Source organism: Trueperella bonasi (assembly GCF_030811535.1).
In the GTDB taxonomy this organism is placed as follows: Bacteria; Actinomycetota; Actinomycetes; order Actinomycetales; family Actinomycetaceae; genus Trueperella; species Trueperella bonasi.
Window position 1 is genome coordinate 1729698 of record NZ_JAUSQX010000001.1, and the last position, 25116, is coordinate 1754813.

General features: G+C 58.6%; 20 protein-coding genes. 17 read left to right on the forward strand and 3 right to left on the reverse strand.

The window, feature by feature from the left end:
* Positions 1-50: 50 nt before the first annotated feature.
* Together serA and J2S70_RS07920 are read right to left on the reverse strand one after the other, a co-directional pair.
* Complete coding sequence (serA, locus tag J2S70_RS07915) at positions 51-1256, reverse strand: phosphoglycerate dehydrogenase (protein WP_307683179.1); 1206 nt, start codon at positions 1254-1256, stop codon at positions 51-53.
* A gap of 36 nt (positions 1257-1292) precedes the next feature.
* Positions 1293-3524, reverse strand: coding sequence for a HelD family protein (locus J2S70_RS07920; RefSeq protein WP_307683180.1), 2232 nt, complete (start codon positions 3522-3524; stop codon positions 1293-1295).
* Positions 3525-3671: 147 nt separating this feature from the next.
* Here J2S70_RS07920 and J2S70_RS07925 point away from each other — a divergent pair, with 147 nt between their 5' ends.
* Positions 3672-4784 carry a PAC2 family protein gene (locus tag J2S70_RS07925; protein ID WP_307683181.1) on the forward strand — a complete coding sequence of 371 codons (1113 nt, stop codon included), beginning with the start codon at positions 3672-3674 and terminating at the stop codon, positions 4782-4784.
* An 11-nt stretch (positions 4785-4795) separates the two neighbouring features.
* Positions 4796-6160, forward strand: a complete 1365-nt coding sequence (locus J2S70_RS07930) for an MFS transporter (RefSeq protein WP_307683182.1) — start codon at positions 4796-4798, stop codon at positions 6158-6160.
* Here the strand turns inward: J2S70_RS07930 and J2S70_RS07935 are convergent.
* Positions 6141-6926 carry a spermidine synthase gene (locus J2S70_RS07935; protein ID WP_307683183.1) on the reverse strand — a complete coding sequence of 262 codons (786 nt, stop codon included), beginning with the start codon at positions 6924-6926 and terminating at the stop codon, positions 6141-6143. The genes J2S70_RS07930 and J2S70_RS07935 overlap by 20 nt on opposite strands.
* A 108-nt stretch (positions 6927-7034) precedes the next feature.
* On the opposite strand from J2S70_RS07935, the gene dinB reads away from it, so the two are divergent.
* From dinB to ftsZ, 15 genes are all read left to right on the forward strand, one after another.
* Positions 7035-8270, forward strand: a complete 1236-nt coding sequence (gene dinB / locus J2S70_RS07940; RefSeq protein ID WP_307683184.1) for a DNA polymerase IV — start codon at positions 7035-7037, stop codon at positions 8268-8270.
* An 86-nt stretch (positions 8271-8356) separates the two neighbouring features.
* Positions 8357-8731 carry a DUF3040 domain-containing protein gene (locus J2S70_RS07945; RefSeq protein ID WP_307683185.1) on the forward strand — a complete coding sequence of 125 codons (375 nt, stop codon included), beginning with the start codon at positions 8357-8359 and terminating at the stop codon, positions 8729-8731.
* Positions 8732-9365: 634 nt separating this feature from the next.
* The gene (gene mraZ, locus J2S70_RS07950; protein ID WP_307683186.1) at positions 9366-9797 is read left to right on the forward strand and encodes a division/cell wall cluster transcriptional repressor MraZ; all 432 of its coding nucleotides are present in this window, start codon (positions 9366-9368) and stop codon (positions 9795-9797) included.
* 98 nt (positions 9798-9895) lie between these two features.
* Positions 9896-10894: a 16S rRNA (cytosine(1402)-N(4))-methyltransferase RsmH gene (gene rsmH, locus J2S70_RS07955; protein ID WP_307683187.1), complete on the forward strand. Its 999-nt coding sequence runs from the start codon at positions 9896-9898 to the stop codon at positions 10892-10894.
* The gene (locus J2S70_RS07960; RefSeq protein ID WP_307683188.1) at positions 10891-11283 is read left to right on the forward strand and encodes a hypothetical protein; all 393 of its coding nucleotides are present in this window, start codon (positions 10891-10893) and stop codon (positions 11281-11283) included. The genes rsmH and J2S70_RS07960 overlap by 4 nt, the downstream gene beginning before the upstream one ends.
* A gap of 11 nt (positions 11284-11294) precedes the next feature.
* Positions 11295-13193 (forward strand): peptidoglycan D,D-transpeptidase FtsI family protein, encoded by a 1899-nt coding sequence (locus J2S70_RS07965; RefSeq protein WP_307683189.1) that lies wholly within the window; start codon positions 11295-11297, stop codon positions 13191-13193.
* A complete protein-coding gene (locus J2S70_RS07970; RefSeq protein WP_307683190.1) occupies positions 13183-14691 on the forward strand; it encodes a UDP-N-acetylmuramoyl-L-alanyl-D-glutamate--2,6-diaminopimelate ligase in 1509 nt (502 codons plus the stop codon). The genes J2S70_RS07965 and J2S70_RS07970 overlap by 11 nt, the downstream gene beginning before the upstream one ends.
* Positions 14688-16085: a UDP-N-acetylmuramoyl-tripeptide--D-alanyl-D-alanine ligase gene (locus J2S70_RS07975; protein ID WP_307683191.1), complete on the forward strand. Its 1398-nt coding sequence runs from the start codon at positions 14688-14690 to the stop codon at positions 16083-16085. The genes J2S70_RS07970 and J2S70_RS07975 overlap by 4 nt, the downstream gene beginning before the upstream one ends.
* On the forward strand, positions 16086-17171 hold the full coding sequence (gene mraY, locus J2S70_RS07980; protein WP_307683192.1) for a phospho-N-acetylmuramoyl-pentapeptide-transferase: 1086 nt from the start codon (positions 16086-16088) through the stop codon (positions 17169-17171).
* Positions 17168-18631, forward strand: a complete 1464-nt coding sequence (gene murD, locus J2S70_RS07985; protein ID WP_307683193.1) for a UDP-N-acetylmuramoyl-L-alanine--D-glutamate ligase — start codon at positions 17168-17170, stop codon at positions 18629-18631. The genes mraY and murD overlap by 4 nt, the downstream gene beginning before the upstream one ends.
* Positions 18618-19853, forward strand: coding sequence for an FtsW/RodA/SpoVE family cell cycle protein (locus J2S70_RS07990; RefSeq protein WP_307683194.1), 1236 nt, complete (start codon positions 18618-18620; stop codon positions 19851-19853). The genes murD and J2S70_RS07990 overlap by 14 nt, the downstream gene beginning before the upstream one ends.
* Positions 19853-20965 (forward strand): undecaprenyldiphospho-muramoylpentapeptide beta-N-acetylglucosaminyltransferase, encoded by a 1113-nt coding sequence (gene murG, locus J2S70_RS07995; RefSeq protein WP_307683196.1) that lies wholly within the window; start codon positions 19853-19855, stop codon positions 20963-20965. The genes J2S70_RS07990 and murG overlap by 1 nt, the downstream gene beginning before the upstream one ends.
* On the forward strand, positions 20962-22293 hold the full coding sequence (gene murC / locus J2S70_RS08000) for a UDP-N-acetylmuramate--L-alanine ligase (RefSeq protein ID WP_307683197.1): 1332 nt from the start codon (positions 20962-20964) through the stop codon (positions 22291-22293). Before murG ends, murC begins: the two co-directional genes overlap by 4 nt.
* A complete protein-coding gene (locus J2S70_RS08005) occupies positions 22290-23474 on the forward strand; it encodes a cell division protein FtsQ/DivIB (RefSeq protein WP_307683198.1) in 1185 nt (394 codons plus the stop codon). Before murC ends, J2S70_RS08005 begins: the two co-directional genes overlap by 4 nt.
* 132 nt (positions 23475-23606) lie before the next feature.
* Positions 23607-24818 (forward strand): cell division protein FtsZ, encoded by a 1212-nt coding sequence (gene ftsZ / locus J2S70_RS08010; protein ID WP_307683199.1) that lies wholly within the window; start codon positions 23607-23609, stop codon positions 24816-24818.
* Positions 24819-25116 lie beyond the last annotated feature (298 nt).

A 25116-nucleotide genomic window follows, 5' to 3' on the forward strand; every position in this document is an offset into this window, starting at 1 on the left:
GCAGATACTCCTCTAAGGTTACGCGAACGTAACCACGAGTGCTTGGGTAATCACTCACGCGTGAGCAACCGCAAACGAATATGCGCCTTCGCGTGCTCGAGCCTATCCAAAATTTCGGGCGGAATCCCGGCCGCAGTGTCGGTGACCATATAGCCGTATTCGCCGCTCGTCGCCAAGGATTGGAATGTCACGTTCACGCGATGTTCGGCAAATAGGCTGTTGACATCCGCAAGCGCGCCCGGCGTGTTCCAGTGGAACCACACCACGCGGTGAAGCGACTCGGCAGTGGGCGATGCCGAAATATTCGGGATGTTGACGGACATGTCAGTCGATCCCTTACGCCAGTAATTCATCATCTTCATGGCTACAAACTGGCCGATCGATTCTTGGGCTTCGAGGGTGGAACCGCCGATGTGGGGTGTCAAAATCACGTTGTTGAGCCCGATGAGCGAGGAGGAAAACGGATCGCCGTTAGCTAGGGGCTCGGTGGGGAACACGTCCACGGCCGCGCCCGCCACCTTGCCGGAGGTCACGGCCTCTCGCAAGGCATCAAGATCCATCACGTGCCCGCGGGCAAGGTTCAAGATCACCGCGCCGTCCTTGAGCTTCGCAAATTTTTCGGCGTCAAAGTAGCCGGTGTTAGAGCCGCGCCCGTCGATATGCAAACTGACGACGTCGGCACGTTGAAGCAGCTCATCCAGCGAAACCGGCGCCGCGTTGCCGAGCGCAAGCCGTTCGGCAATGTCATGGAAGATCACTTTCATTCCGAGCGCTTCAGCGACGACGGAAAGCTGCGAGCCGATCGAACCGTAGCCGATAATCCCGAGCGTTTTTCCGCGAACCTCGTGCGATCCGTCGGCGGTTTTTTCCCAGATTCCTTGATGGAGGGCCGCATTCTTCGACGGTATCTGGCGTACCAGCGAGATCAGCTCGCCAATTGCGAGTTCTACCACCGAACGGGTATTGGAGTAGGGCGCGTTAAAAACGGCGATTCCATGATCGGCCGCGGCTTCTAGGTCGATCTGGTTGGTGCCAATGCAATAGGCGCCGATGGATGCCAGCTGCGGGCAGGCGTCGATGACCTCGCGGGTCACGTTCGTCTTGGAGCGGATCCCAAGCATGTCGAAACCCTGAAGCGTTTCGATGAGCTCTTTGGTTTCGAGGGAGCCGGAAATCCGGACCACCTCAACCCCGTAGCGTTCGAAGACCTCATCGGCACTGGCATGCGGATTTTCTAGGAGAAGGATTCGCGTCACAACATCACTCTTTCTTTGCACCTTGCCCCTGTGTAGCTATAGGCCGTGGGGCAGTGCGCTTCGGTACAGAACGTCTAGCCGGCGCGTGGGGCGCGTCATGGCCACGTACAGATCGCCGGGCCCGTCAGCCAAAACGGCGTGGGGTTCAACGAGCACGACGACGTCGTATTCCAACCCTTTTGCCATTCTAGCGGTGAGCACATGTATTCTTGCCGAAATTTCAGTTCCGGTGCGATCGAGCGTCCAGTCACTGAGAATGGGCGAGGCTGCCAGTGCATCCCCGACGGCGCCGTGCTCGGCTTGCGCGGTGATCACGGCGATCGAACCGCGCCCTTCGCCGAAGTCTTCGTCGAGCTCGCGTGCAGCTTTTTGGACCAGCGACACCAATTCCGCTTCCCCGCCTTGCGTGCGGCGGTAGGCTCCTTCAAGGTCGCGCGCTGGCCGCATGTGTCCGACGTCGTAACCCGCGCATTCCATGACGCGCGCGGCGCGTTCGAGCACACTTGCCGGCGTGCGGTAGGAGATCGTCAACTGTTCCACGCGATGGAACGTCGATAGCTCACCGAGTGCCTCGTCCCACCCACCTGTTGGGGCGCCAGCTGGCCGCTGGTCAAGATCGCCGACGAGCGTCATTGACTTGGCCGGGTTTCGCCGGGCGATCATCCGCCACTGCATGGCCGAAAGTTCTTGGGCTTCATCAACGACGACGTGCCCGTACGTCCACGTGCGATCGGCGGCTGCGCGTTCTGCCAACGTGTGCCCGGAAGCGGGGGTGCCAAGGCGCTGCGTCATCATCTGTGAATTTACGATACCGCCACCCAATCCCATCGAATCCATCGTTTGAGCGACGTAGTTGGACAGCTCGTTTTCTTCAATTTGCTTGGCGTTGCGCTTGGTGCGTTCGGCATCGGAGAGGAATTCGCCAAGGTGCTCGGCAAGTTCGTCCACGATTGGGATATCTGCCGCGGTCAGGCCCGATTCGCGCTCGCGGCGCAAGAGTTCGCGTTCGCGCTGTGACAGTTCTGGTGCGATGCGCTCGAGCAGCTCGGGCCAGTGGTAGATGCGTTTTAGTAATTCGGTTGCCGAGCTGGGCATCCAGTGCAGGTTGATTTCCCGGCGCGCATCCTTCGATTCGGCGACATCGGAGATCAACCAGTCCGAATCTTCAAGAGTTGTTTCAAAAGCGTTTGCGAACTGCTGGGCAAGTTCGGTGACCAGCTTTCGGGCGTATATGTCCCGCGCTTCGTTGTGTGGTTTACCGCTACGGCGGGCGCGGCGCTGTGCGTCGTCGACCATGTCCGGAGTGAGCCGCACGCGCTTGCCGTTGATCTTGAATGAAACCGTTTCCTTCAACGGTTTTTGGACGATCCGCGAGATTGCGCGCTTGGCGTATGTTGCCCACTGCGCGCGCCCCTTGATTTCGGCAACTTCAGCGCTTTCGCAAGCGGAGACGGCGACGCCGGGCACCATCGCTTCGATGGTTGTGGAGACTACGTCGGACTCGCCAAGTGATGGTAAAACCTGATCGATATAGCGCAAAAAGACGGGGGAGGGCCCAACGATGAGCACCCCGGAACGGGCGAGTCTTTCCCGGTGGGTATACAGCAGGTAGGCGGCTCGATGGAGCGCCACGGCAGTCTTGCCCGTGCCCGGCCCGCCTTGCACCACGAGGATTCCGCTGGCATCAGCGCGGATGATGCGATCCTGTTCAGCTTGAATTGTGGCCACAATGTCGCCCATTTTGCCGTCACGCGCCGCGCTCATCGCCGCGATGAGCGCGCCTTCACCCGTGAGATTCAGGCCCGAAGAATCGGCCTCTTGTGACAGGAGTTCATCTTCGACTCCGGTCACTTCCCGAAACCTGGTCTGGATATGCCGCCGCCGCACAATGCCAGCCGGATGTGCCGCCGTCGCCTGATAAAACGGTTCGGATTGTGGAGCGCGCCAATCGGTCAGCAAAATTTCTTGATCGTCGTCACGAAGCGTCATCCGCCCAATATGCGTGACGTTGCCGCCCTCGTGATCTAGGCGACCCATGACAAGCCGGTTTTCCAAATTGCGCAGACGAATCAAATTATCTTCGTAGTGGGTGGCAAACGAATCCCGTTCCGACACAGAACTCGGCGTGCCACCACCACCTTGCCCGCGAACCCGCGCAAGCTGCTCGGTGTAATACTCGCGCTGGCGATCAAGGGCCTGATAGGCAACATCAACGAAGGCTTGCTCTTCGGCAATGGCCAGATCAATGGCAGATCGATTCTCGTGCAATCGTGCTCCCTGGGTCGGAATATGGCAGTCAATTATTCCTGAATTGCCACCCCGATTGCCAACTCGTGTCCTAACCCACAGCCGGTTAACGCGCGGAATAGTTAGCCAACTGCCAAGCGTTATGAGAATGTAGAAGCGGAGGCATTTTTGACTGACTTTTTCACTCTTGACTCGATGGCAAGCGGCCTAAGTGTAGACACGCTTGTGATCAACCTCGTCGACCCTTTGATCGACGCCGGTGACACCGCGCAGGCCATTAACGCCACCATTCAAACCCTCGACGACGAACCAATCGGCACTTTCGATTCGGACGCTATTTTCGACTACCGAGCCCAGCGCCCAATCGTCAGCTACGCCGACGGGCACCTCGTGGGTGTCACGGTGCCATCGGTGCGCCTCTCACTGGTCACGGACGTGCACGGGAAAAACTTCCTCTACCTTTCCGGCCAAGAACCCGACTTCCGTTGGCGCGAAATCTCCGAAACCATTATTGACATCATCGAACGCTTCGGCGTTCAGCAGGTGTATTCATTCGCCGCCATGCCAGCCCCAGTGCCGCATACCCGGCCCGTCGACATGCTGATCCGGGCCACGGCCGGTGACCATCCCGTCGTCGAAGGATTTGCTGAACACTACGCCGAACTTTCCGACGTCTTCGAATACATGGCGGCGGAAAAAGAAATTCCCGTCGTCAACATTCGCGTCCGCGTGCCGTTCTACCTGGTGCGCGGAGACAGTCCATTTTTTGCCGGAGCGCTCGCGGCGATTAAAATGCTGGCTGCCCGCGGCGGCCCAACGTTCCCGCTCGGTGACCTTGAACAACTCGAGGACAACCAGCAAAAGGCGATCGCCGAATTGCGGGAGGAGGGCTCGGATTTTGATGCGCTCATTAAAAAGCTCGAACATGACTATGACGAATCCGAACTTGGCTTCGTCACCAACGAAGAAATCGTGCCGCGCATTCCCTCGTCGGATGAAATTGGCGACGCCGTCGAACAATTCCTGGCCAGCCAGGACTCCTCACCTTTAGACCGCGTCCAAAAGAGCAAGCAACCACCTCAGTTGGGTGATCAGTACTCAACCGACCAGTACGCGGGAGACCTGCGGCGAATCGGTGAAGATCTACGCAGGGCTAGTCCCGCAGCGCAAGAATCGGCTGGCGAAGAGCTGGCAGATGATGACCAGGCAGCGCAACCGCCAACCGGCATTCAATCCGAGAATCCCGAGATCGAAAACAACGAGGAAAACGAGGGAGAATGACCCGCCACAAAGTGGCAGTTTTCGTCTGGCTCATCGCCGTTGCCGTATATGCGGTTGCCGTAGCGGGACGAACGTCCTTTGGCGTTGCGGGCCTTACTGCAATCGACCGTTTCGACATCAGCGCGGCAACTCTTTCCCTATTCACGGTTGTGCAAGTAGGCGTGTATGCCGCCGCTCAAATCCCGGTGGGCCTGCTGCTCGACAAATTCGGCCCCAGAGTACTACTCGGAAGTGGCGCAATCATTCTCGCCGCTGGCCAGGTGGGGATGGCACTGGCAGACACGGTGGGATTCGCGCTCGCGGCCCGCGTATTAGTGGGCTTGGGTGACGCTACGGCCTTCACATCCGTGATCCGAATCGTTCCATCGTGGTTTGCCCCTCGCCGCGCCCCGCTGTTTACTCAGCTGACGGGTATCATTGGCGGGCTTGGACAGTTCATTTCTTCGGTGCCTTTTGCGTATCTGTTGGCCAACGTTGGATGGGCGCCCGCCTTTGGCGGACTTGCGATTCTGGGCGTTGCTGTTTCCGGCCTTGCCTTTGCTTTCATTCGTGACACGCCAAAGAAATGGACGCTGACGCACATCGAAGAAGATGACGAAGACCTCGCTCGGCAGATGACCTCCACCGTTTCCGACACTGACGACATGACGATCAGCCAAACCCTTCGCGAACCGGCGTCGTGGCTTGGCTTTTGGACACACTGGGTGGGCAACTTTCCGCAAACCGTGTTTTTGCTGTTGTGGGGCGTGCCCTTTCTTCAGATCCATCAGGGAATGAGTCAGGCCGGTTCTTCAGCAATTTTGCTTGTGGTAACGGGCGCTGCGATCATTCTTGGCCCCTTGGTTGGCGAGTTAACCGCACGCCATTCAATGCGCCGGATCTGGATCGTCAATGGGATCTCGTGCACGCTGGCAGCGGTATGGGCACTGGTTTTGGTGTTGCCTGCACCCGCTCCACTGTGGATGATCGTCGTGCTGCTCGTCGTGATCGCGGCCACCGGGCCCGCTTCGAGCATCGGCTTCGACTATGCGCGCACCTCGATTCCGGTCCGCCGCCTAGGAACTGCCAATGGGCTGATCAACATGGGTGGTTTTATCGCCGCGCTCATCACGGCCTGGCTGATCGGCGTCGTTCTCGACTGGTCTTCGCAAGGGGCGCCGTTGGGGGCAGGCGATTTCAAACTCGCGATGTCCACCCAGGTGTTCGCGTGGATCGTGGGCATGGTGATGCTTGAGGTTTTCCGGCGCAAAACCCGCAAGCGCGACGCCGAACGCGGCATTACCGTTCCACCTTTGCGCAAGGTAATAGCGCGGTATCAGGCCCGATTCGAGGCGCGCAAGGCGGCCGCGCGCGAAGCTAAGCGCCGGCCTCGTTAGCTGGCGGCCAACCAATATCGCGATCGTAGAGCAGGCGCGCACCGATCGCCGCTTCCTCGAGGCGTTCTTGACTGACGACGACGGTCGGTAGCGGCAAGCGCCCAACGTGGCGGGAAATTTCGGCAAGCGGTAGGCGGCGGTGCGAGGCAATCAAGATGACGTTGCCGAACCTGCGGCCCTTAACGATCGCGGGATCAGAAATTCCGGCAACGTGCGGAAATGATTCGCGCAAGGCGCGTACTTCCCGATACACCGGGGCTAGACCGGCTTCGCCTGCGATGTTCAGGCAATAAAGGCCCTCAGAGTCAAGCAGGTCCGCCGCCTTGCGATGCGCCTCGACGGTGGCCAGGTGATGAGGGATACGCCCGGCGGCAAACGTGTCGCGGACGATCAAGTGCCAGGTGCCCTTGTTCGTGTCCAGGGTTTGGCGGGCGTCTTCTGCTCGAATGCGAAGGAGTGGCGCTGAGGGTAAGTCGATCCAGTCCCGGACGAGCGTGGCTAGTTCGGCGTCGATCTCAATGGCAAGTTGCCTCGAATTTGGGCGGCTTGCTTCGAGCGCCCGGGCCAAAGCGCAGCCCGCGGCCCCAAGGTGCAGTGCACGCAAAGGCCGCCCGGCGGTAAACATCGCGTTAGTTGCGATACGGATTTGTTGCATGTATTCGAACTCGAGATGCGCGGGATCTGCGAGGTCGACGGCCGAGGACTCCACGCCGTCGACGTAAATGGTTAAAAGACTGCCGCTGTGCTCCACTTCAATGGTAGACATCGAGGTTCGGACGCTGCGGGGCGCATCTTGTTTGTGACGAGGCATGCGATCCAGTGTAGCGCTTAGATGTCGGAGCTAGCGCGTAAACTGGCTGTGAAAGGAGCACAGATGTCCAGGGGCCCGCGAAGCGAACGTGCGAAGCGAAATTGGGGGAGCGACGATTCCCAGACCAATATTTTGCACGTAGACATGGACGCCTTCTTCGTGTCCGTAGAGCTGCTCTCGAGGCCAGACTTGGTAGGCAAACCCGTTGCAGTGGGTGGGCAAGACCGTGGTGTGATCGCCGCTGCCTCCTATGAGGCTCGGCGGTTCGGGGTGAATTCGGCGATGCCGGTGGGGCAGGCGAAGCGATTGTGCCCCGAGCTGGTGATTTTGCCGACCAGCCACGGCCTTTACGGCAAAGTATCGAAGCGGATCATGGGGATCTTGGAGGATGTCACGCCACTAGTTGAGAAAATTTCTGTGGATGAGGCCTTCCTTGATGTGCGCGGGGCTCGCAAGATCTTTGGTACGCCAGTGCAGATCGCTCAGCACATTCGGGAAACGATACGGGCGCGGGAAAATGTTCCGGCGTCGATCGGCATTGCCTCAACCAAACACGTTGCGAAAATCGCCTCCGCACACGCCAAACCCGATGGTCTGCTCCTGATCCCGCACGAGCAGACCATTCCCTTTCTACATTCCTTGCCCGTTGGCGCGCTGTGGGGAGTTGGGCCCGTGTCGCGCGAAAAGCTTGAACGTAAAGGAATTAAAACCACCGGGGATCTGGCTGCCCTGGGGGAACACCGCCTTCGCCGGCTTCTTGGCGATGCGGCTGGTTCGCACCTGTATGCGCTCGCGATGGGGCACGATCCGCGTGCGGTCACTGTGGAATCGGTGGAAAAATCGGTGAGCCGCGAGCAGACCTTTTTCGATCCGATTATCGAGCGGAAGGAAGCCGAGCGGGTTTTGCTCCACTTGGCAGACGACGTCGCGCGTAGGTTGCGGCTACAAGAATTCGTGTCGTGGACGATCGGAATCAAAGTGCGCGCTGACGCCGATTTTTCGACCATCTCGCGTTCGGTGACTCTTGGCGGGCCCACCGATTTGGCAAGTGAGATTTATGCGGCGGCGCGGCGGTTATTTGCCGGGGTGGAAATCCCAGGTGGCGGGATCCGGCTGATTGGTGTGCGGGCCGAAAATTTGGCGAATCCCAGCGCTGGCGTGCAGATGTCAATCGACGACGACGGCCGGCGCGGCAAAGCCGAGGCTGCTATGGACTCGGTGCGGCAAAAGTTTGGTGGCCAGATCTTAAAACCTGGTTCTTTGATTGGCGAGGTCGAGGATCCGCGGGCTCTTGAATAGAGTTTCGTTACGGGCGTGAGCTCCCACTTTAGCCTCGTCAAAATTTTGCTGTATCCTGAATGAACGAACAGATGTATGGGGGAACCATGGCTCTTTCTGATTACGAGCGGAAGATGCTCGAGCAGCTTGAGGCGCAACTTGCCGATGATGATCCGAAGTTGGCCGAATCGCTTGCAGCTAAGGAAAGCTCGGCGATGCAAACTGCGATTTCTCCGAAACATCTTGTTGTTGGGCTGATTGTTGCCGTAGTTGGGCTGCTCGTCGTGCTCGGTGCTGTAGCGATTGATCAGATTGTGTTGGGGATTGCTGGATTCGCCGTCGTGTTTGGCGGATTTTGGTACTTGGCGGCCGGCATGGAACGCGTAGAAGCACCGGCTGGTTCGGGCCAGGCGCAACGAAAGTCCCGCACTTCTTTTATGGAGCAACAGATGGATGAGTGGCGCAAGCGCCAGCAGGGCTAGATCTTTTCATTCCCTGAATTAGCGTGGGCGCTCCCTTCCCGCGATACTTACTCTCACTCCTGCGATACCTATTTCATTCCCGCGAGATTTTTATTGGCACGTAATGTGGCGCCGCAATGATGCAAGTATCGCGCCACGCCGGCCGTGGGATGGGTAAGGCTCCCGTGTCGGCTATTACCCCGATTGGTCGCGTGCCAAACTTATCGCGTCCCAAATTGGTCGTGTCTCGATTTGATTGCATGCCAAATCGGTCATCGCGCAAGTCTGTTATCCCCCAAATCGGTCATGTACTAGACCGGATACAAATCATGGCGTGAAAATTTCATGACTATGGGTGTGCACATCGATGCTCGTGGCTAAAAACCGCTTTTCCTCACGATAAATTCCCGCTCGATGTTAAACGTGCCCTTGATAAGTGTATGGTGCCCGGATTGTGATGGACCCTTCCTAACCCGAGCCGCACCCAGCCCCAAAAACTTCCCACAGCCCAAATTTTGGCTGCCAAAGTGAAAAATCCCTCCACCAGATTTTTTGTTGATTTTCCGCGAAATATTCCAAAACTAAAGCGTGTTTCCTCTTGTAGTTGGAGCAAAGTGGAGTAAAGTGGGGTGCAAGTGGGAAAAGGGGGTGGATTGTGTTCCTAGGTACGTACGAACCACGGCTTGACGACAAAGGGCGCCTCATCCTCCCTGCGAAATATCGAGACCAGCTCCAAGGCGGGCTCGTTATGACGCGCGGGCAGGAACACTGCCTGTACATCTTTCCCATGTCGGAGTTCGAAAACATGCTGGAGCGTTTGAATCAAGCACCGATGACATCCAAGGAAGCACGCACCTATAAGCGCGTGTTTCTCTCGGGTGCCAACGATCAGATTCCAGACAAGCAGGGCCGCATCACCATTCCGGTGGCGTTGCGTGACTATGCCGGTCTTGAACGTGAGGTTGCGGTTATTGGCTCTGGTTCACACGTGGAGGTTTGGGATCTCAACGAGTGGAATTCGTTCTTGAACGAGAACGAATCTGAGTTTGCGGATAGGGAAGACGAGCTCATCCCGGGAGTGTTTTAGCCCCGAGGTCGGTCGGCCTTCCACCGGTGTCCTGAGGTAATTCCCCAACTTCAGGCCGGCGGTGGGGGACCAATCGATCTCGAGCAGAAGGAGGATCGGTGCGCACAGCTGATAACAACGAGCTTCACCAGCCGGTCCTTACGCGTACCCTCCTTGACCTCCTCGCGCCCTCGCTCGCCGGCGATGCGGTGATGATTGACTGCACGCTCGGCCTGGGCGGCCACACCGAGGCATTTTTGCGCGAGTTCCCGCAGTTGCGCGTCGTCGGCATTGACCGCGACCCTTCGGCCATTCGCCTCGCTTCCGAGCGCCTTGAGCCGTTCGGCAGCCGGTTCGTGGCGGTTCATAGCACTTATGACGACGTCGATCTGGTTGCCGCCGAACACGGGCGCGACGGGAAGGTTGACGCGATCCTCATGGACCTAGGCGTGTCCTCACTCCAGCTCGACGAGGCGGATCGCGGTTTTTCTTACGCTCAGGATGCGCCGCTGGATATGCGGATGAATCCCGAAGCGGGCCGCAGCGCAAAAGAAATTCTTGCTACGGCCTCCCATTCTGAGCTTTCACGCATTTTACGGGTCTACGGCGAGGAAAAGTTTGCCGCGCGCATTGCAGAGGCGATCATCCGGCGTCGGGAAACCAAGCCGTTGGAGCGCACCGGCGAACTGGTGGAGATTGTGCGCGAGGCGATACCAGCAGCTGCTCGCCGCACTGGCGGAAACCCGGCCAAGCGCACCTTCCAAGCTCTGCGCATTGCCGTGAACGAGGAGCTCGAGATCCTCGAGTTAGCAATCCCGCGAGCAATCGAGGCGCTGCGTGTGGGTGGGCGCCTCGCGGTGGAGTCGTATCAGTCTTTGGAGGATCGCATCGTCAAGGAAACGTTTGCCAAAGGTAGCGCATCGACGACGCCGGCCGGTCTGCCCGTCGAGCTCGATTCCCACAAACCCTATCTTCGCCAGCTACATCGCGGAGTTGTCAAAGCCAGTGAAGAAGAAATCGCGGAGAATCCACGCAGTGCATCCGTCAGACTTCGCGGCGTTGAACGAGTCGCACCTACACCGAAACACCTATCCATCCCGAACCGAGGTAACCGATGAGCACAGCACTCAATACCCAGCGCGCATTTGCGGCGCCCAGCACACGCCCCGTCATCGAGATGCCGGGATTGGAAGTTGTGCCCACACCCGCGCCGGCACGCGGTTTCTTCGGCACCGTTTTCGTTTGTTTGGCATTGTTCGTAGGTTCGATTAGCGTCGCGTTTCACCTCAACACGCTCATGATTCAGGGCGCATACGACGTGAAAAACATTAATGTTGAACTGAATGAAGTGACAGCTCGGGAAGCCACCTTGGAAAAGGAGGCGATCGGGGTGTCCACTCCTCATGAATTACGTAAACGTGCGAGCTCGCTGGGGCTGGTTCCGGCCGAAGCTGCTTTGCACATTGATCTTGAAACCGGGGTGATCACCGCCCCGGCGAAGAAGTAGGGGATTGGTGCATGGCCAAGTCGCAGGACCAGCAGGTGGGGGATGCTCTTCGTAGCAGCCTCCGCCGCGGTCTTGGCTCTGGAAAAGGTTCAGATGCGCGGGCTCGGCACACCACTCGGCGGCGGTTGAATTCGGTGGCGGTGCTCATTCTCTTCGCCGCTATTTTGCTGTCTGTTCGGCTTGTTTATTTGCAGGTGGTGCAGGCTGACACGCTGTCGGAAACGGCGCGCGAGTTCAGATCGCGCTCATATCCGATTGAAGCTAAGCGCGGTGATATCTACGATGCCAACGGCGCTGTGCTGGCAACGTCCCTTGAGCGGTATAACGTGCGTGTTGATCAGACCGAGATTGTTGATTACGTGAGCCGCGATGAGGACGGCAAGATTGATGGTGCCGGTGCGGCGGCGGCCGCACGCGAGCTTGCGCCTCTTGTGGGGATCGATCAGGCTGAGTTGGGCGGTCTGCTCATGGGCGGGCCGAAGAAGAGCCAGTGGCAGCTTGTGGTTTCTGATATTTCGCCCGATGAGTGGCGGGAGATTAACAGTCTCGGAATCCGGGGAATTTATCCGGAGCGGTTTATGCAGCGCCAGTACCCGAATGGGAACGCCGCGGGTACGGTTTTGGGTTATTTGGGCGAGACGGAGGATTCGACGACGCCGACCGGCCGGTCTGGTATTGAGCAAAGTTTTGAGCAGGTGCTTGCTGGCACGCCGGGTTTGGTTCAGTTTGAAGTGGGGCCTAGTGGCACGGTGTTTCCGAATTCGCAGCGGCATGAAACTCCCGCTGTTGATGGTGGGGACGTGCATTTGACCATCGATCGAGATTTGCAAAGGGCCACGCAGGACGCGCTCGATGGTGTTGTTTCGGGTAGTGGCGCCGAGTGGGGTACGGCGATCGTGATTGAGGTGGGTAGCGGGCGCGTTCTGGCTCTTGCTGATTCTAATTCTCCTGATCCCGCCAACCTTTCGGCCACGGATCCGCGGCACTGGAATTCGCGCGCAGTCTCAGCGATTGTGGAGCCGGGTTCGACTGGCAAAGTGATTACTTATGCGACCGCGTTGAATGAGGGTGCTGTCGAGCCACTTGACCTGTTTCACGTGTCAACTCCGATGAAAATGCCCAACGGTGAGGTGATTCGCGATAATGATCCGCACCCAGCAGAGAATTTGACGGTGGCGGGAACGCTTGCGAAGTCGTACAATACCGGGCTTGTCCAGATTGGCGATCTGGTACCGGATGAAACGCGCTATCAGTATCTTCAAGATTTTGGGATTGGACAAAAGACTGGAATTGAGCTTCCGGGTGAGCAGTCGGGTACTTTGCATCCGGTTGAGAGCTGGGGGCCGCGAGGGCGCTACACGACGATGTTTGGCCAGGCATGGAGTGCCACAACACTTCAGCTGGCTCAGATGATGTCTGTGGTTGCGAATGACGGCGTGTATATTCCGCTCCACATCGTTGACGGCGTTGAGTCGCTTGACGGTGAGTTTACGCCGACGACGGTGGGCGAGTCGCGCCAGGTGCTCACAGCTGAAACGGCCGATGAGATGATGGAGATGATGCAAGCGGTGACCGACCCGTATTCGACGGGTTGGCGTGCCCGGGTTGACGGTTATAACGTGGCCGGCAAGACGGGAACGGCTCAGGTGCCGGATGCTTCGGGTGCGCTGACGAAGCGTGCGGGAACGTTCGTTGGTGCAATTCCTGCGGAGGATCCGCAGATTGTGTTCGCTTCGATTGTGTATAACGCCGGTGGCGCCGGATACGGTGGTGATACTGCGGCGGTGGTGTTTGCGCAGACGGCCGAGTTTGCGATGCGTCAACAGAAGATTCCGCCGTCTACCGAGCCGCTCGTGCGTCTACCGTGGTCGGAGACCGAACTTATTGAGGGGGTTCCCGGTGCGTCCTGAAAACAAGGTGCGGGTTAGTTTGGCCGATATTGCGAGCGAGCTTGGCTGTGCGAACTTGCCTGATGGCATTGTGACCGGGGTGAGCGCCGATAACCGGACGATTCAGCCCGGGGATCTTTTTATTGCGAGCCGAGGCCGAACGGTACACGCGGCAAGTTTCGCGTGCTCGGCTATTGCGGCTGGTGCGGCAGCGATTCTGACGGACGCGCAGGGCGCCGAGCTGATAAATAATGAGATGCTTGGCGCGGAGGCGCCTGTTAGTGTGCCGTTGCTCGTCGTCGAGGATCCCGCGGCGGTTGCGGGGCAGGTGGCTTCGCACGTCTACGGCAATCCGGCGGCACAGTTGACCACGTTTGGTGTGACGGGCACGAATGGTAAAACCTCCACGGTGTACATGATTGACTACCTCTTGCGTCAGCTTGGGCGAAGGACCGGCCTGATCGGCACCGTGAGCGTCACAATAGGGGGCGAGGCGGTGCCGGCTGCGCTGACCACACCCCAACCGGTGGACTTGCAAGGAATGCTCGGGGTGCTCGTCGAGCGCAGCGGGAGCGATCTGGTGATGGAGGTTTCCTCGCACGCGCTCGATCAAAAGCGTACGGATCCGCTGCGCTTCGACGTCGTTGGCTTCACAAATCTCACCCAGGATCACTTGGATTACCACGAAACTCTCAACGAGTACTTCAACGCCAAAGCCAGTCTGTTTGATCCGCAGCGTTCGGTGCGTGGCGTGGTGATTGTTGATGACGACGCCGGGGCGCGGCTTTACGAGGAGGCGGCCGAGAGGCGGCCGGGGGCGATTGTTTCGCTTTCGCTCAGTGGGCGCGCGGCTGATTGGACGGTCAGTTACGACGATCAGCAGTTTACGGTGGAAGGGTCGCGTGGGGTGCTGACAACGCATACGGATCTTCCCGGTCATTTCAATGTTGCTAACGCTGCGCTTGCGCTGGTGATGGTGATTGAATCCGGTGTGGATCCGGACGTGTTGGCGGAGGCGATTGCCCAGGGTGGGGTTTCGCCGGTGATTCCGGGCCGGATGGAAGTCGTGAGCGAACGCCCGTATGTGGTGGTTGACTTTGCCCACAATACTGACGCCTTGGAAAAGGCAATGCTCGCGGTGAAGTGCGTTCGGCCAGGCAGGCTCATCGTGGTGACGGGCTCGGCTGGAGATCGCGATCGTGGTAAGCGCCCGATGATGGCGCGCGCAGTTGCGGACCACGCCGATCATTTGATCGTCACCGACGACGATCCGCACTCGGAAGATCCTGCCCAGATCAGGCGGGAAGTGATCGCGGGCATCCCCGAGGGTTTTTCTTGGCAGGAAATCGCAGATCGCGCGGAGGCGATCCGCACTGCGATCCGTGACGCACATGAGGAGGACGTTGTGCTTGTTGCGGGGCGAGGCCATGAGACAATCCAGGACGTTGCAGGCGAAGCTATCGAGATCGACGATCGGATGGTGGCTCGCGAAGCTCTAGGAATGGCGGAAGAAACATGATCCCGATAAGCCTTTCGCAAGCGGCGATGGACGTTAAAGGTACGCTTGATGGCGCCGGTGATGAGATGGTCACGGGCGTCGTTTCAGATACCCGGCAGATTCGCGGAGGCGAGCTTTTCGTTGCCATTGCAGGTGAACGGGTGGACGGTTCGAGCCTTGCGGGTGCCGCGTTTAAAGCTGGCGCGGTAGGTGTTCTGACGGCCAACGCGAAGGTTGCCTTGGACTCGGGGGCTCCGGTGGATCGCATCATTTCAGTTGATGATCCACTCCTTGCGCTTGGCTCGCTCGCCCGGGAATCATTGCGCCGTGCACGCCAGGCCAATCCTTCTTTGAAAGTCGTGGCCGTGACCGGTTCGGTTGGTAAAACGACGACGAAGGACCTGCTGGCCTCCATGCTCGCCATCCGTGGCCCGATCATTGCTCCACCCGGATCGTTGAACAACGAGCTTGGCTTGCCCCTTACGGTATTGCGAGCGGGCGCGGACACCGCCACGCTCGTGTTGGAGATGGGTGCGGACAGGATTGGAAATATCGAGTATTTGACCTCGATTGCCCCGCCGGATATTTCGGTGGTGCTATCGGTGGCACGGGCACACTTGGGCGAGTTCGGCGGAATCGAGAATATTGCGAAGGCGAAAGCCGAACTGGTGATCGGAACGAAACAAGGCGGCGTCGTGATCCTGAACGGAAACGACGAACGCGTGCGCGCCATGGCGAACTTAACGGAAGCGGACGTCTACTTTTTTGGGGTGCAGGGGCTTCCCGGTCCACATGCTGAAGATGTTCGCCTTGATGATAGCGGCCATCCGAAGTTCACGTTGGTTACCTCTCGCGGTAGAGCAGAAGTGACGCTTGGGCTTGTTGGCGAACACCACGTGGCGAATGCGCTTGCGGCGGCGGCCGTGGCCGCAAGTTTCGGGATCGGCCCGGAACAGATCGCTCAGGTGCTGGCAAATAGCGGGCCCGTAAGCCCGCACCGAATGGCGGTGAGTGAACGCAATGGCGTTCTGATCATTGACGATTCCTATAACGCTAATCCTGATTCGATGCGGGCAGGCCTCGATGCTCTTGAGAGCTTGGGGCGTGACCGCCGTAAGATTGCCGTGATTGGCGCGATGCTCGAACTCGGTGAAGCATCGGACGCCGAACACGCAGCGATTGGTGATTACGCGCATAAATCGGACGTTGATATCGTGATCGCGGTCGGTGAACATCTGCAGGCGCTGGTAGAGGCGGCGAAATCGCACGGTATTGACGTGCATGAAACCGATGCGGACACTGCACTGGCTGTGCTTTCCCCGATTTTCCAGCCCGGTGACGTAGTCTTGTTCAAAGGTTCTAATGGTTCTGGCGTGTGGCGCGTTGTAGAAGCGTTGCTGGGAGAGGATAGCTAAATGCTTGCAATTCTCATAGCGCTGGCAACGTCGCTCATCATTTCGCTGTTCGGCACGCCGCTTCTGGTGAGATTTTTGAAGCGGCGATCTTACGGCCAATACATTCGTGAGGACGGGCCAACCACCCACTTAGTCAAGCGCGGTACGCCCACGATGGGCGGGATCGTGATCATTGGCGCGACTGTTATCGGGTATACACTGGCCAATCTCGCCACCCAGCGACTTCCGAATGCCTCCGGCGTTCTCCTGCTATGCCTGATGGTGGGCATGGGCCTGATCGGTTTTCTTGACGACTACTCAAAGATCCGAAATGAACGCTCCTTGGGCCTGACCCCGATGGGGAAAATCCTTGGGCAGGGCGTGGTTGGCGTTGCGTTCGCGGTGGCATCTCTCCAGTTTAAGAATGACCTGAATCGTACGCCGGCCTCGATGCGCATATCTTTTGTACGCGATACGGAGATGAACCTCGCGTTTGCAGGCACGGCTATTGGCGTGGTGTTATTTGTGATCTGGGCAAACTTCCTGATCACCGCGTGGTCGAATGCTGTGAATTTGACGGATGGGCTTGATGGTTTGGCCGCGGGTGCGGCCTCGATCGCGTTCGGCGCCTATACGGTGTTGACTATTTGGCAGTCCTATCAATCCTGCCTGTCGGTGGTCAATCCTGCGCCCGGGTGTTACGACGTGCGTGATCCGCGAGATCTTGCGATCGTGTGCGCGGCAATTGTGGGCGCCTGCCTCGGTTTCCTGTGGCACAATACCTCACCTGCCGCGATCTTTATGGGGGATACGGGCTCACTGGCACTTGGCGGCGCATTCGCGGGCGTGTCAATCCTGACCCAAACCCAGTTCCTCGCTGTTTTGATTGGCGGCCTGTTCGTGATCATTGTGATGTCGAACGTCATTCAAGTGGGCTCGTTTAAAACAACCGGTAAACGCGTATTCAAGATGGCGCCGCTGCATCATCACTTCGAGCTTAAGGGCTGGAAAGAAGTAACGATCGTGGTGCGTTTCTGGCTGATCGAGGCATTGCTCGCAGCCGTTGGTATGGGCCTGTTTTACGCGGAATGGTTGGCGCAGCAATGATGATTCCCGGTGCCCGCGACTTGGACGGCTTGCGGATCGCCGTTTTGGGGCTCGGCGTCTCGGGCCGGGCAGCCCTCGAAACGCTTTCGACGCGGGTGAGCGCGCAGCTATCTGCCTGGGATGCTAACGCCACGGCCCGCGAAGCGTTCGCCGATCTTGACGGCGGTGCAAACGAGGATCCGGATGCTCTTCTTGATGAGCTACTTGCCTGGAATCCCGATGTTGTGGTGATATCCCCGGCGTTTGCCATGGTGGGCACCGAGTGGGGGCGGCTGCGTGACGCCGGCGTGAAAGTGTGGTCAGAAATTGAACTTGCCTGGCGCCTTCGTGCCGCGCACGCGGACGGCAGCTTCGCGCCGTGGCTGGCGGTGACCGGTACGAATGGGAAAACGACGACGGTCTCCATGCTTGCCTCCATCCTCCAGCACGCCGGATTACGCGGCGTAGCCGTTGGGAATGTGGGCACGCCAGCGGTAGCGGCAGTTAGCGCAACCGATGATGACGCACCACAAGCATTTGCCTTCGAACTTTCCTCCTTTCAACTCGCAGCCACGGAATCGATGGCTCCGGCCGCAGCTATCTGCCTCAATTTCGCCGACGACCATTTGGAATGGCATGGAAATCGGGAACACTACCGCGATTCGAAGGCGAGCATCTATGCAAACGTGCACGGCCCCAGGATTTACCCTGTTGGTGAGCAAGCAGTTGAATCCATGGTGCTCGATGCCCCGAAGCTCGAAGGCGCCTACAACGTCGGCATCGCGATAGATACCCCGTTGCCGGGGCAGATCGGCCTGGTTGAAGACGTGATCGTGGACCGCGCTTTTGTGGCCGATCCCGCGCAGGCCGAAGCACTTTTCGAGCTTTCGGATCTGGCTCACCTGGCGGCGGATAACGGCGTTTTGCCGTTCCACATCCTGAAAGATGCCCTAGCAGCAGTAGCCTTGGCACGATCAATCGAGGTAGCACCGGAACACATTGCTGCCGGGCTGCGAGCCTTTTCGGGTGGGCGCCACCGGTTGGAATTGGTGGCAAACATTGACGGCGTGCGATACATCGACGATTCCAAAGCCACTAACGCTCATGCTGCACAGTCAGCGATTCGCGTGCTGGAAAACGTGGTGTGGATCGTGGGCGGGCAAGCCAAGGGCGCAAGCTTCACCGAACTCGTGGCGAAAGTAGCGCCGCACCTGCGCGCCGTCGTCGTGATTGGTGTGGATCAGGAGCCGTGGCGAAACGCGCTTGCAGACGCGGCAGTGCCCGTTCACTACGTCGATCCCGCTGCGGACAAGCCCATGCGCGAAGCGGTGGCGCAGGCCCAAGCTTTTGCACATTCGGGCGATACCGTGCTGCTCGCGCCCGCAAGCGCGTCGATGGACCAGTTCGCGTCTTACGCCGATCGCGGCGAACAGTTTGCGAACGCCGTGCGAGACCTCGGGGGTGAACATGGCAGCTATTGATGCCAAACCGCTGACTGAAAATGGCCGAATGCGGCGCGATGCCGTTCATCAGGGTCTGATGGTCGTGCTGCTCAGTACGGCGGCGCTGGTGGCTATCGGCCTTGTGATGGTGTTTTCTGCCACCGCTCCCGCTTCGATCAGGGTGGTGGATGCAAACCCGGACCAGGCACTGTTTTCCGTCGCAATTCGGCAGGTTATTTCAGCAATCATCGGTATCGTTTTTGGGATTATTCTTGCGGTACTGCCCGCGCGAATCTTCAATTCTTCGCTCGCACACGGAGCGCTCGGCCTGGGCGTGCTACTGCAAATCGGCGTGCTCCTTCAGGGCGGCGAAGGTGTTGGCGGAAACAATAACTGGCTTGATATTGGCCCGATCGCGATCCAGCCATCAGAGTTTTTGAAACTCGCAATGGTCGTCTGGCTGGCCTATATGCTCAGCTGCCTTACCTTAAAAGAGATCCGAACTCCGCAAATGCTGGTCATTCCCACGCTCGGATTTGCGGCGGCAATCGGGGTGGTCGCCCTCGGTGGTGACCTGGGAACGGCGCTGATATTTGCCATGATCGCCCTGGGCATGTTCTGGATTGCAGGGGTGAGGGGTAAACATCTTGTGTTTCCGATTCTGATCGGCGGATTTTTAGGCGGTATTTTAGTGGTGGCTCGCCCCTCGCGCTTGCGGCGAGTGGGGGATTTTTTTGGAGACCTCGTGAGCCTTCCCGACATCCATTCGCCCACGCAGATTGAATTTGCGCAGTTCGCTTTCGGATCGGGTGGAGTGACCGGCGTCGGTATTGGTGCTGGCAAAGAAAAATGGTGGGACCTGAAAGAGGCGCATACCGATTTTATTTTTGCCGTGGTGGGTGAAGAACTCGGCCTATTGGGCGTGTTAGCCGTGATCGCGTTGTTCTTGGCGCTAGGTTGGGGCCTGAAACAGATCGCGTTCAATCATCCGAATAGGTACGGGCAGCTGGTCACGGGTGGTGCGGCGATGTGGCTGTGCGGGCAGGCTTTTGCCAACATGCTCGTGGTGGCGGGCTTGCTCCCCGTTTTCGGCGTGCCGCTACCATTTATTTCCTATGGAGGTAGCTCGATGATTGCCACGCTTGGCATGGTTGGCATCGTGACCGGAAGTGCCCTGAGCGTGCCGGGGGTGAAGGAGAGCTTCCGAGTTCCCAGTAGACTAGCTCACGGAGCACGAACGCTTGTGAGGAGAAACGGATAATGCCGAATATCGTTCTTGCTGGTGGTGGAACAGCCGGGCATGTAAACCCGCTGCTTGCTACCGCGAATGCTATCCGAGAAGCGAGCCCGGACAGTCACCTCGTGGCGGTGGGCACGGACTCTGGTTTGGAGGCGAGCCTGGTTCCCGATGCTGGGTTCCAGCTGGAAACTATCGAGCGAGTGCCGCTTCCAAGGTCTATGTCGCTTGATATTGCGCGGCTTCCCATGAGGATTCGGGGCGCGACGACGGCGGCCGGCGCAATTTTGGATCGGCACCGGGCTGACGTGGTGGTCGGCTTTGGCGGATACGTGTCAACACCCGTGTATCTGGCTGCTCGGAAGCGAAAGATCCCGGTGGTGGTGCACGAAGGTAATGCTCGGCCCGGCATAGCGAATAAAGTGGGGGCACGCTTTGCGGCCACGGTGGCGTTGACCTTCCCGTCAACTCCGCTTCGCGCGAGAAAGGGCATCACGGTGTGCGTGGGCTTACCACTCAAGCCGGAGATTGAGGAGTTGGCCGCCCGCCCGGGTGGGCGGAAAGCTGCACGTTATGAGGCGGCTGCGCGCTTTGGGCTTAATGCGGAGGAACCGATCTTGTTGGTAACGGGCGGTTCTTCGGGAGCAAAACACCTGAATGACGTGTTTGCTGCAGCGGCCGGTGACATTCGAAGTGTGGGTATCCAAACAATTCACGTGACCGGGCGCGGAAAAGATGCACCTGTGCGAGCCAAGGCCCCCGATTCGGGTTACGTTGTGATCGACTATGTGGACGATATGGAAAACGCTTATGCGGCTGCCGATCTGGCGGTTTCGCGGGCGGGAGCCGGAATGGTGGCTGAGCTTTCTGCGCTCGGGCTGCCTGCGGTGTTTGTTCCGCTTCCGATAGGCAATGGTGAGCAGGCGCTCAACGCGAAGGACGTGGTGAACGCGGGAGGTGCGATCATGATAGACAACAAGAAGCTTGATGTGCGAGCAGTCCGAGATCGTATTATTCCCCTATTTGAGGCAGATACGCTACAAAAAATGTCCCAGCGTTCAACGGGTGTTTCGCCGCTTAATGCGGCTAGCAGGTTGTCGGAGATTGCGCTCCATCTTGCCGAGGCCGTGCGATGAAATACCATCTGATTGGCGCTGGTGGCGCCGGGATGTCCGTGGTGGGCCAGCTGTTATTGGAGGCCGGGCACGAGGTGAGCGGCTCGGACCGCGGTGAATCTGCGAATGTTGAGCGCTTGCGGAAGGCCGGCGGGAAGATTGCGATCGGGCATGACGCCGCCAATGTTCCGCCAGGTGCCGTCGTCGTGGTTTCAACCGCGATCAAGGCCGATAATCCAGAGTTCGCGGTCGCCAAAGAACGCGGCCAAGAGATTATCCACCGTTCTCAGGCGCTGGCGATAGCTGCGGCCGGTAAGGATTTTATTGCGGTGGCAGGCGCGCACGGTAAAACGACGACGTCGGGCATGCTCGCCGTCGCATTCGACGCGCTTGGGCGTGATCCATCCCGGGCCATCGGTGGTCAGCTTGCCGGCGGGATGTCGGGCGGGCATATGGGCGAAGGCTCAATGTTCATTGCTGAAGCTGATGAATCCGATGGCTCCTTCTTGAATTACTCGCCGCGCGTGGCTCTCGTGACGAATATCGAACCCGATCACTTGGACCACTTCGGTTCGGAAGAAGCGTTTCACGAGGCTTTTGCACAGTTCGCCCGCAGGATCGAGTTCGGCGGATTGTTGATCTGTTGCGCCGATAGTCCAGGTGCTTTTGACTTGGCGAAGCGCGCACGGGCAGCTGGGATGCGCACGTGGACGTACGGCCGGGGTGAAGGCTTGGAACACCACGCGAAGATTACCGACGTGGATGGGGGAGCAGCCCTCCAATTCCGTGGCAAACCGATCAAGCTACGGCTGGCAGTTCCGGGTGCACACAATGTTTTGAATGCTACGGGTGCGCTTTTGGTGGGCATTGAACTTGGCGAAGATGCGCAAGACATGGCCGACGCGTTGACGAATTTTCGTGGCACGGGGCGCAGATTTGAGCGCCGAGGCGAAAAGGCGGGGCGCACCGTCGTCGACGACTATGCCCATCACCCAACCGAGGTGCGGGCCACCCTCGAAACTGCACGCGAGGTGACGGCAGGTGGCGTGCGGGTCCTGTTTCAGCCACACCTGTATTCGCGCACCGAAAACTTTGCAAAAGAGTTCGCGGATGCGTTGGCGTTGGCGGATTCCGTCGTCGTAACGAACGTGTTCCCCGCGCGAGAAGTGCCAGAAGATGGTCGTGAATCGGATGCGATTACTGAGCTTTTGCCCAAGGCGGAGCTGGTTGCGGATCGGCACGATGCCGCGCGGCGGATCGCTGAACTTTCCAAGCCCGGTGACCTGGTGATCACGATGGGCGCGGGAGACATCACCGAGATGGCCGACGTCGTTTTAGGAGCCCTATGAGGGCGCCTCGCCAGCCTCGTAAACCAAGCCGCTTGACCACCCAGTCGCCAGTGCCGCGCGAGGGCGGGGGAGAGTTGCCTGCCAAACGGCGGCCCACGATGGAAGACCATATTCCAACCGCGCCCGCGCCAGAAGTGTGGCACGACTGGGAGGACGTCGAGGATGCCGAGTGGTACGAGGACCCGGAAGATCTGGCGCAGGAAGTTGCTCTGGAGCGCCCCGATAACGACGACGGCGCGCGCGTTGAGGCCGGCGAGACCGATGACGCGAAACCAGAGGATCTCGCCGAGGGCACACCCGAGGAGCTTCGTGAGGGCGCGGTACAAAGCCGGTCGAAGGCTTTGGCGAAAATTAGCGAGCTCGAGCTGGGTAAGCGAGCGGGAATGCTGTGGGCCCAGACCAGGGCACACGTGTTAGAGCGAAATGACTACCAGGATGGCGGGAATTCGATCAGTCTCGATGCGCGGCGGCAGGAGCGGCGCAGAGAAGAAAAGAAGATCCGGCTCAAGCGCCTTGGCATTGTTGCAGGTATTCTTGCCGCCGGTGCTTTTGTGGCCTGGCTGCTGCTCGGTTCCCCGCTTACGCGCTACGAATTCGATGCGGCGGATATTACGGGATATTCAGAGCCTTCGATTGTTAATCGCGCTCAGGTGGAAGAAGTCGTGGCGCGGCGCGATGGTGATTCGGTTCTTTTATTAGACGAGCGCACGTTGGAAAACGAGATCGTGAGTGAGATTCCCGAGATCGCTACCGCGAGTGTGGATCGGCATTTCCCAGACGGCCTTTCCGTGGCAATTACCGAGGCCGTTCCCGTTGCGTGCATGTCTGCAGATGAGGGATGCGTAGCGGTCACCGAGAGTGGGGATTATCTAGATATTCCGCCGGATCTGGCAAGTACGCTGCCGCGAATCGGCGATATCGGTGCGGAGTTGGATTCGGCAGCTGCGGTTGCGGATGCGCTTGCCGTACTTGGAACGCTGTCTGCATCCACGCGCGCTTTGGTATCCGAAATTTCCATTGCAAACGGTGATTTAGTGACGATCAACTTTACCGATGGGCGCAGTGTTTTTTGGGGCGGGCTGGATCGCAACGATTTTAAGTCTCAGGTGCTTGACGCGCTTGTGAACCAGCCGGCCAGCCACTACGATGTGTCGATCCCGGAAGCTCCGGTCAGCAGATAAAGCGCAGACTTTGCTGCAATTGGGCAACACACCGGCGATGTCGTTGAAAATCGGCGCGCGCAACCGTACCTTTCTCGCGAGGTTGGAGCCAAAATACTTCAAGTTCAACTTGAAGTTTGGAAGGAATAGCTTATGTACGCGTTGAACAACTCGGCGAATATTAAGGTCGTTGGCGTTGGCGGAGGCGGCGTGAATGCTGTTGACCGCATGATCCAAGACGGCCTTGCAGGCGTCGAATTTATTGCGGTGAACACCGATAGCCAGTCGCTTGCCAAGTCCGAGGCGGAGACGAAGATCGACATCGGCCGAGACGTTTCTAATGGTCTTGGAGCCGGTGCGGATCCGACTGTTGGCCGCCGGGCGGCCGAGGAGAATATTGACGTCGTTCAGTCCACTCTCGAGGGTGCGGACATGGTGTTCGTGACTGCCGGTGAGGGTGGCGGAACCGGTACGGGTGCCGCTCCCGTGATCGCCAATGCGGCCCGTGAATTGGGAGCGCTGACCGTTGGTGTTGTTACGCGCCCGTTCTCCTTTGAAGGCTTGCAGCGCAATCGCAACGCGAATGAAGGCATCGCTGCTTTGCGTGAAGCGGTTGACACGTTGATCGTGATTCCGAATGACCGCCTGCTTGATGTGACCGAAGAAGACCTGTCGATCATTGAGGCCTACCGGCTGGCTGACGAGGTTTTGCATAACGGTGTGAAGGGGATTTCCGATCTGATCACGATGCCGGGCGAAGTGAATGTCGATTTCGCGGACGTCAACACGATCATGAAGGATGCCGGCACGGCGATCATGGGGATCGGTTCGGCGAACGGGCCGGATCGTGCGCTTCGCGCAACCGAGAATGCTATTTCTTCGCCTCTGCTTGAGGCTCGCGTTGACGGCGCGCATGGCGTGTTGCTCGCATTTACGGCCTCCACCGATTTCACTCTTACCGAGTATGCTGAAGCGTCCCAGCTGGTCAAGGAAGCTGTCGATCCGAATGCCAACATCATTATCGGTCTGATCATTGATGAATCGCTTGGTGATGAGGTCCGCGTGACCGTCATCGCTGCGGGCTTTGACGAGTCGAAGGACTACCTGATGAGCGGCCAGGAGCCTGACAAGCTTTCGGTACCCGTGGCTGCGCAGGCCACGCGGGCGGAAGCGGCACCGGAGCCGGCTGCTCCGGTGGAAAATCCCGTTGTTGAGCCCCAGGAGGCACAGCCGGCAGAATCTGCCCACCGCCCAAAGGTTAGCGGGGGTAACGAAGAGCGTTCGCTTGAGGTTCCCAAGGTGCAAGAAGAAAAGAGCCGCAGGCCCGACCTCGATATTCCGCCTTTCCTCTTCGGCGACGAGTAAACTGCTCGACGGTGAATAAAGGCGCCGAATAAAAACTTTTCCTTCTATCCTCTCTCTGAACCCAATGTTCCCCGGCACTTCGCCGGGGAACATTGGGTTTCTTAGTCAGATGGGTGCGTTATTTACCCTTGTGTCCCATGTGTTCTATCGCCGTTTCGGTAGAGAAGCTCAAATCCGTGAAAAAACCTTGCTACTGAGCCTTACGATCGACGCTCGCACCCTTATTACGGTTTTTGGCAGGTTATTTTCACGGATTTTTGGCCACTTGATTGGATGTCCGGGAGAAAAAGAACTCTCT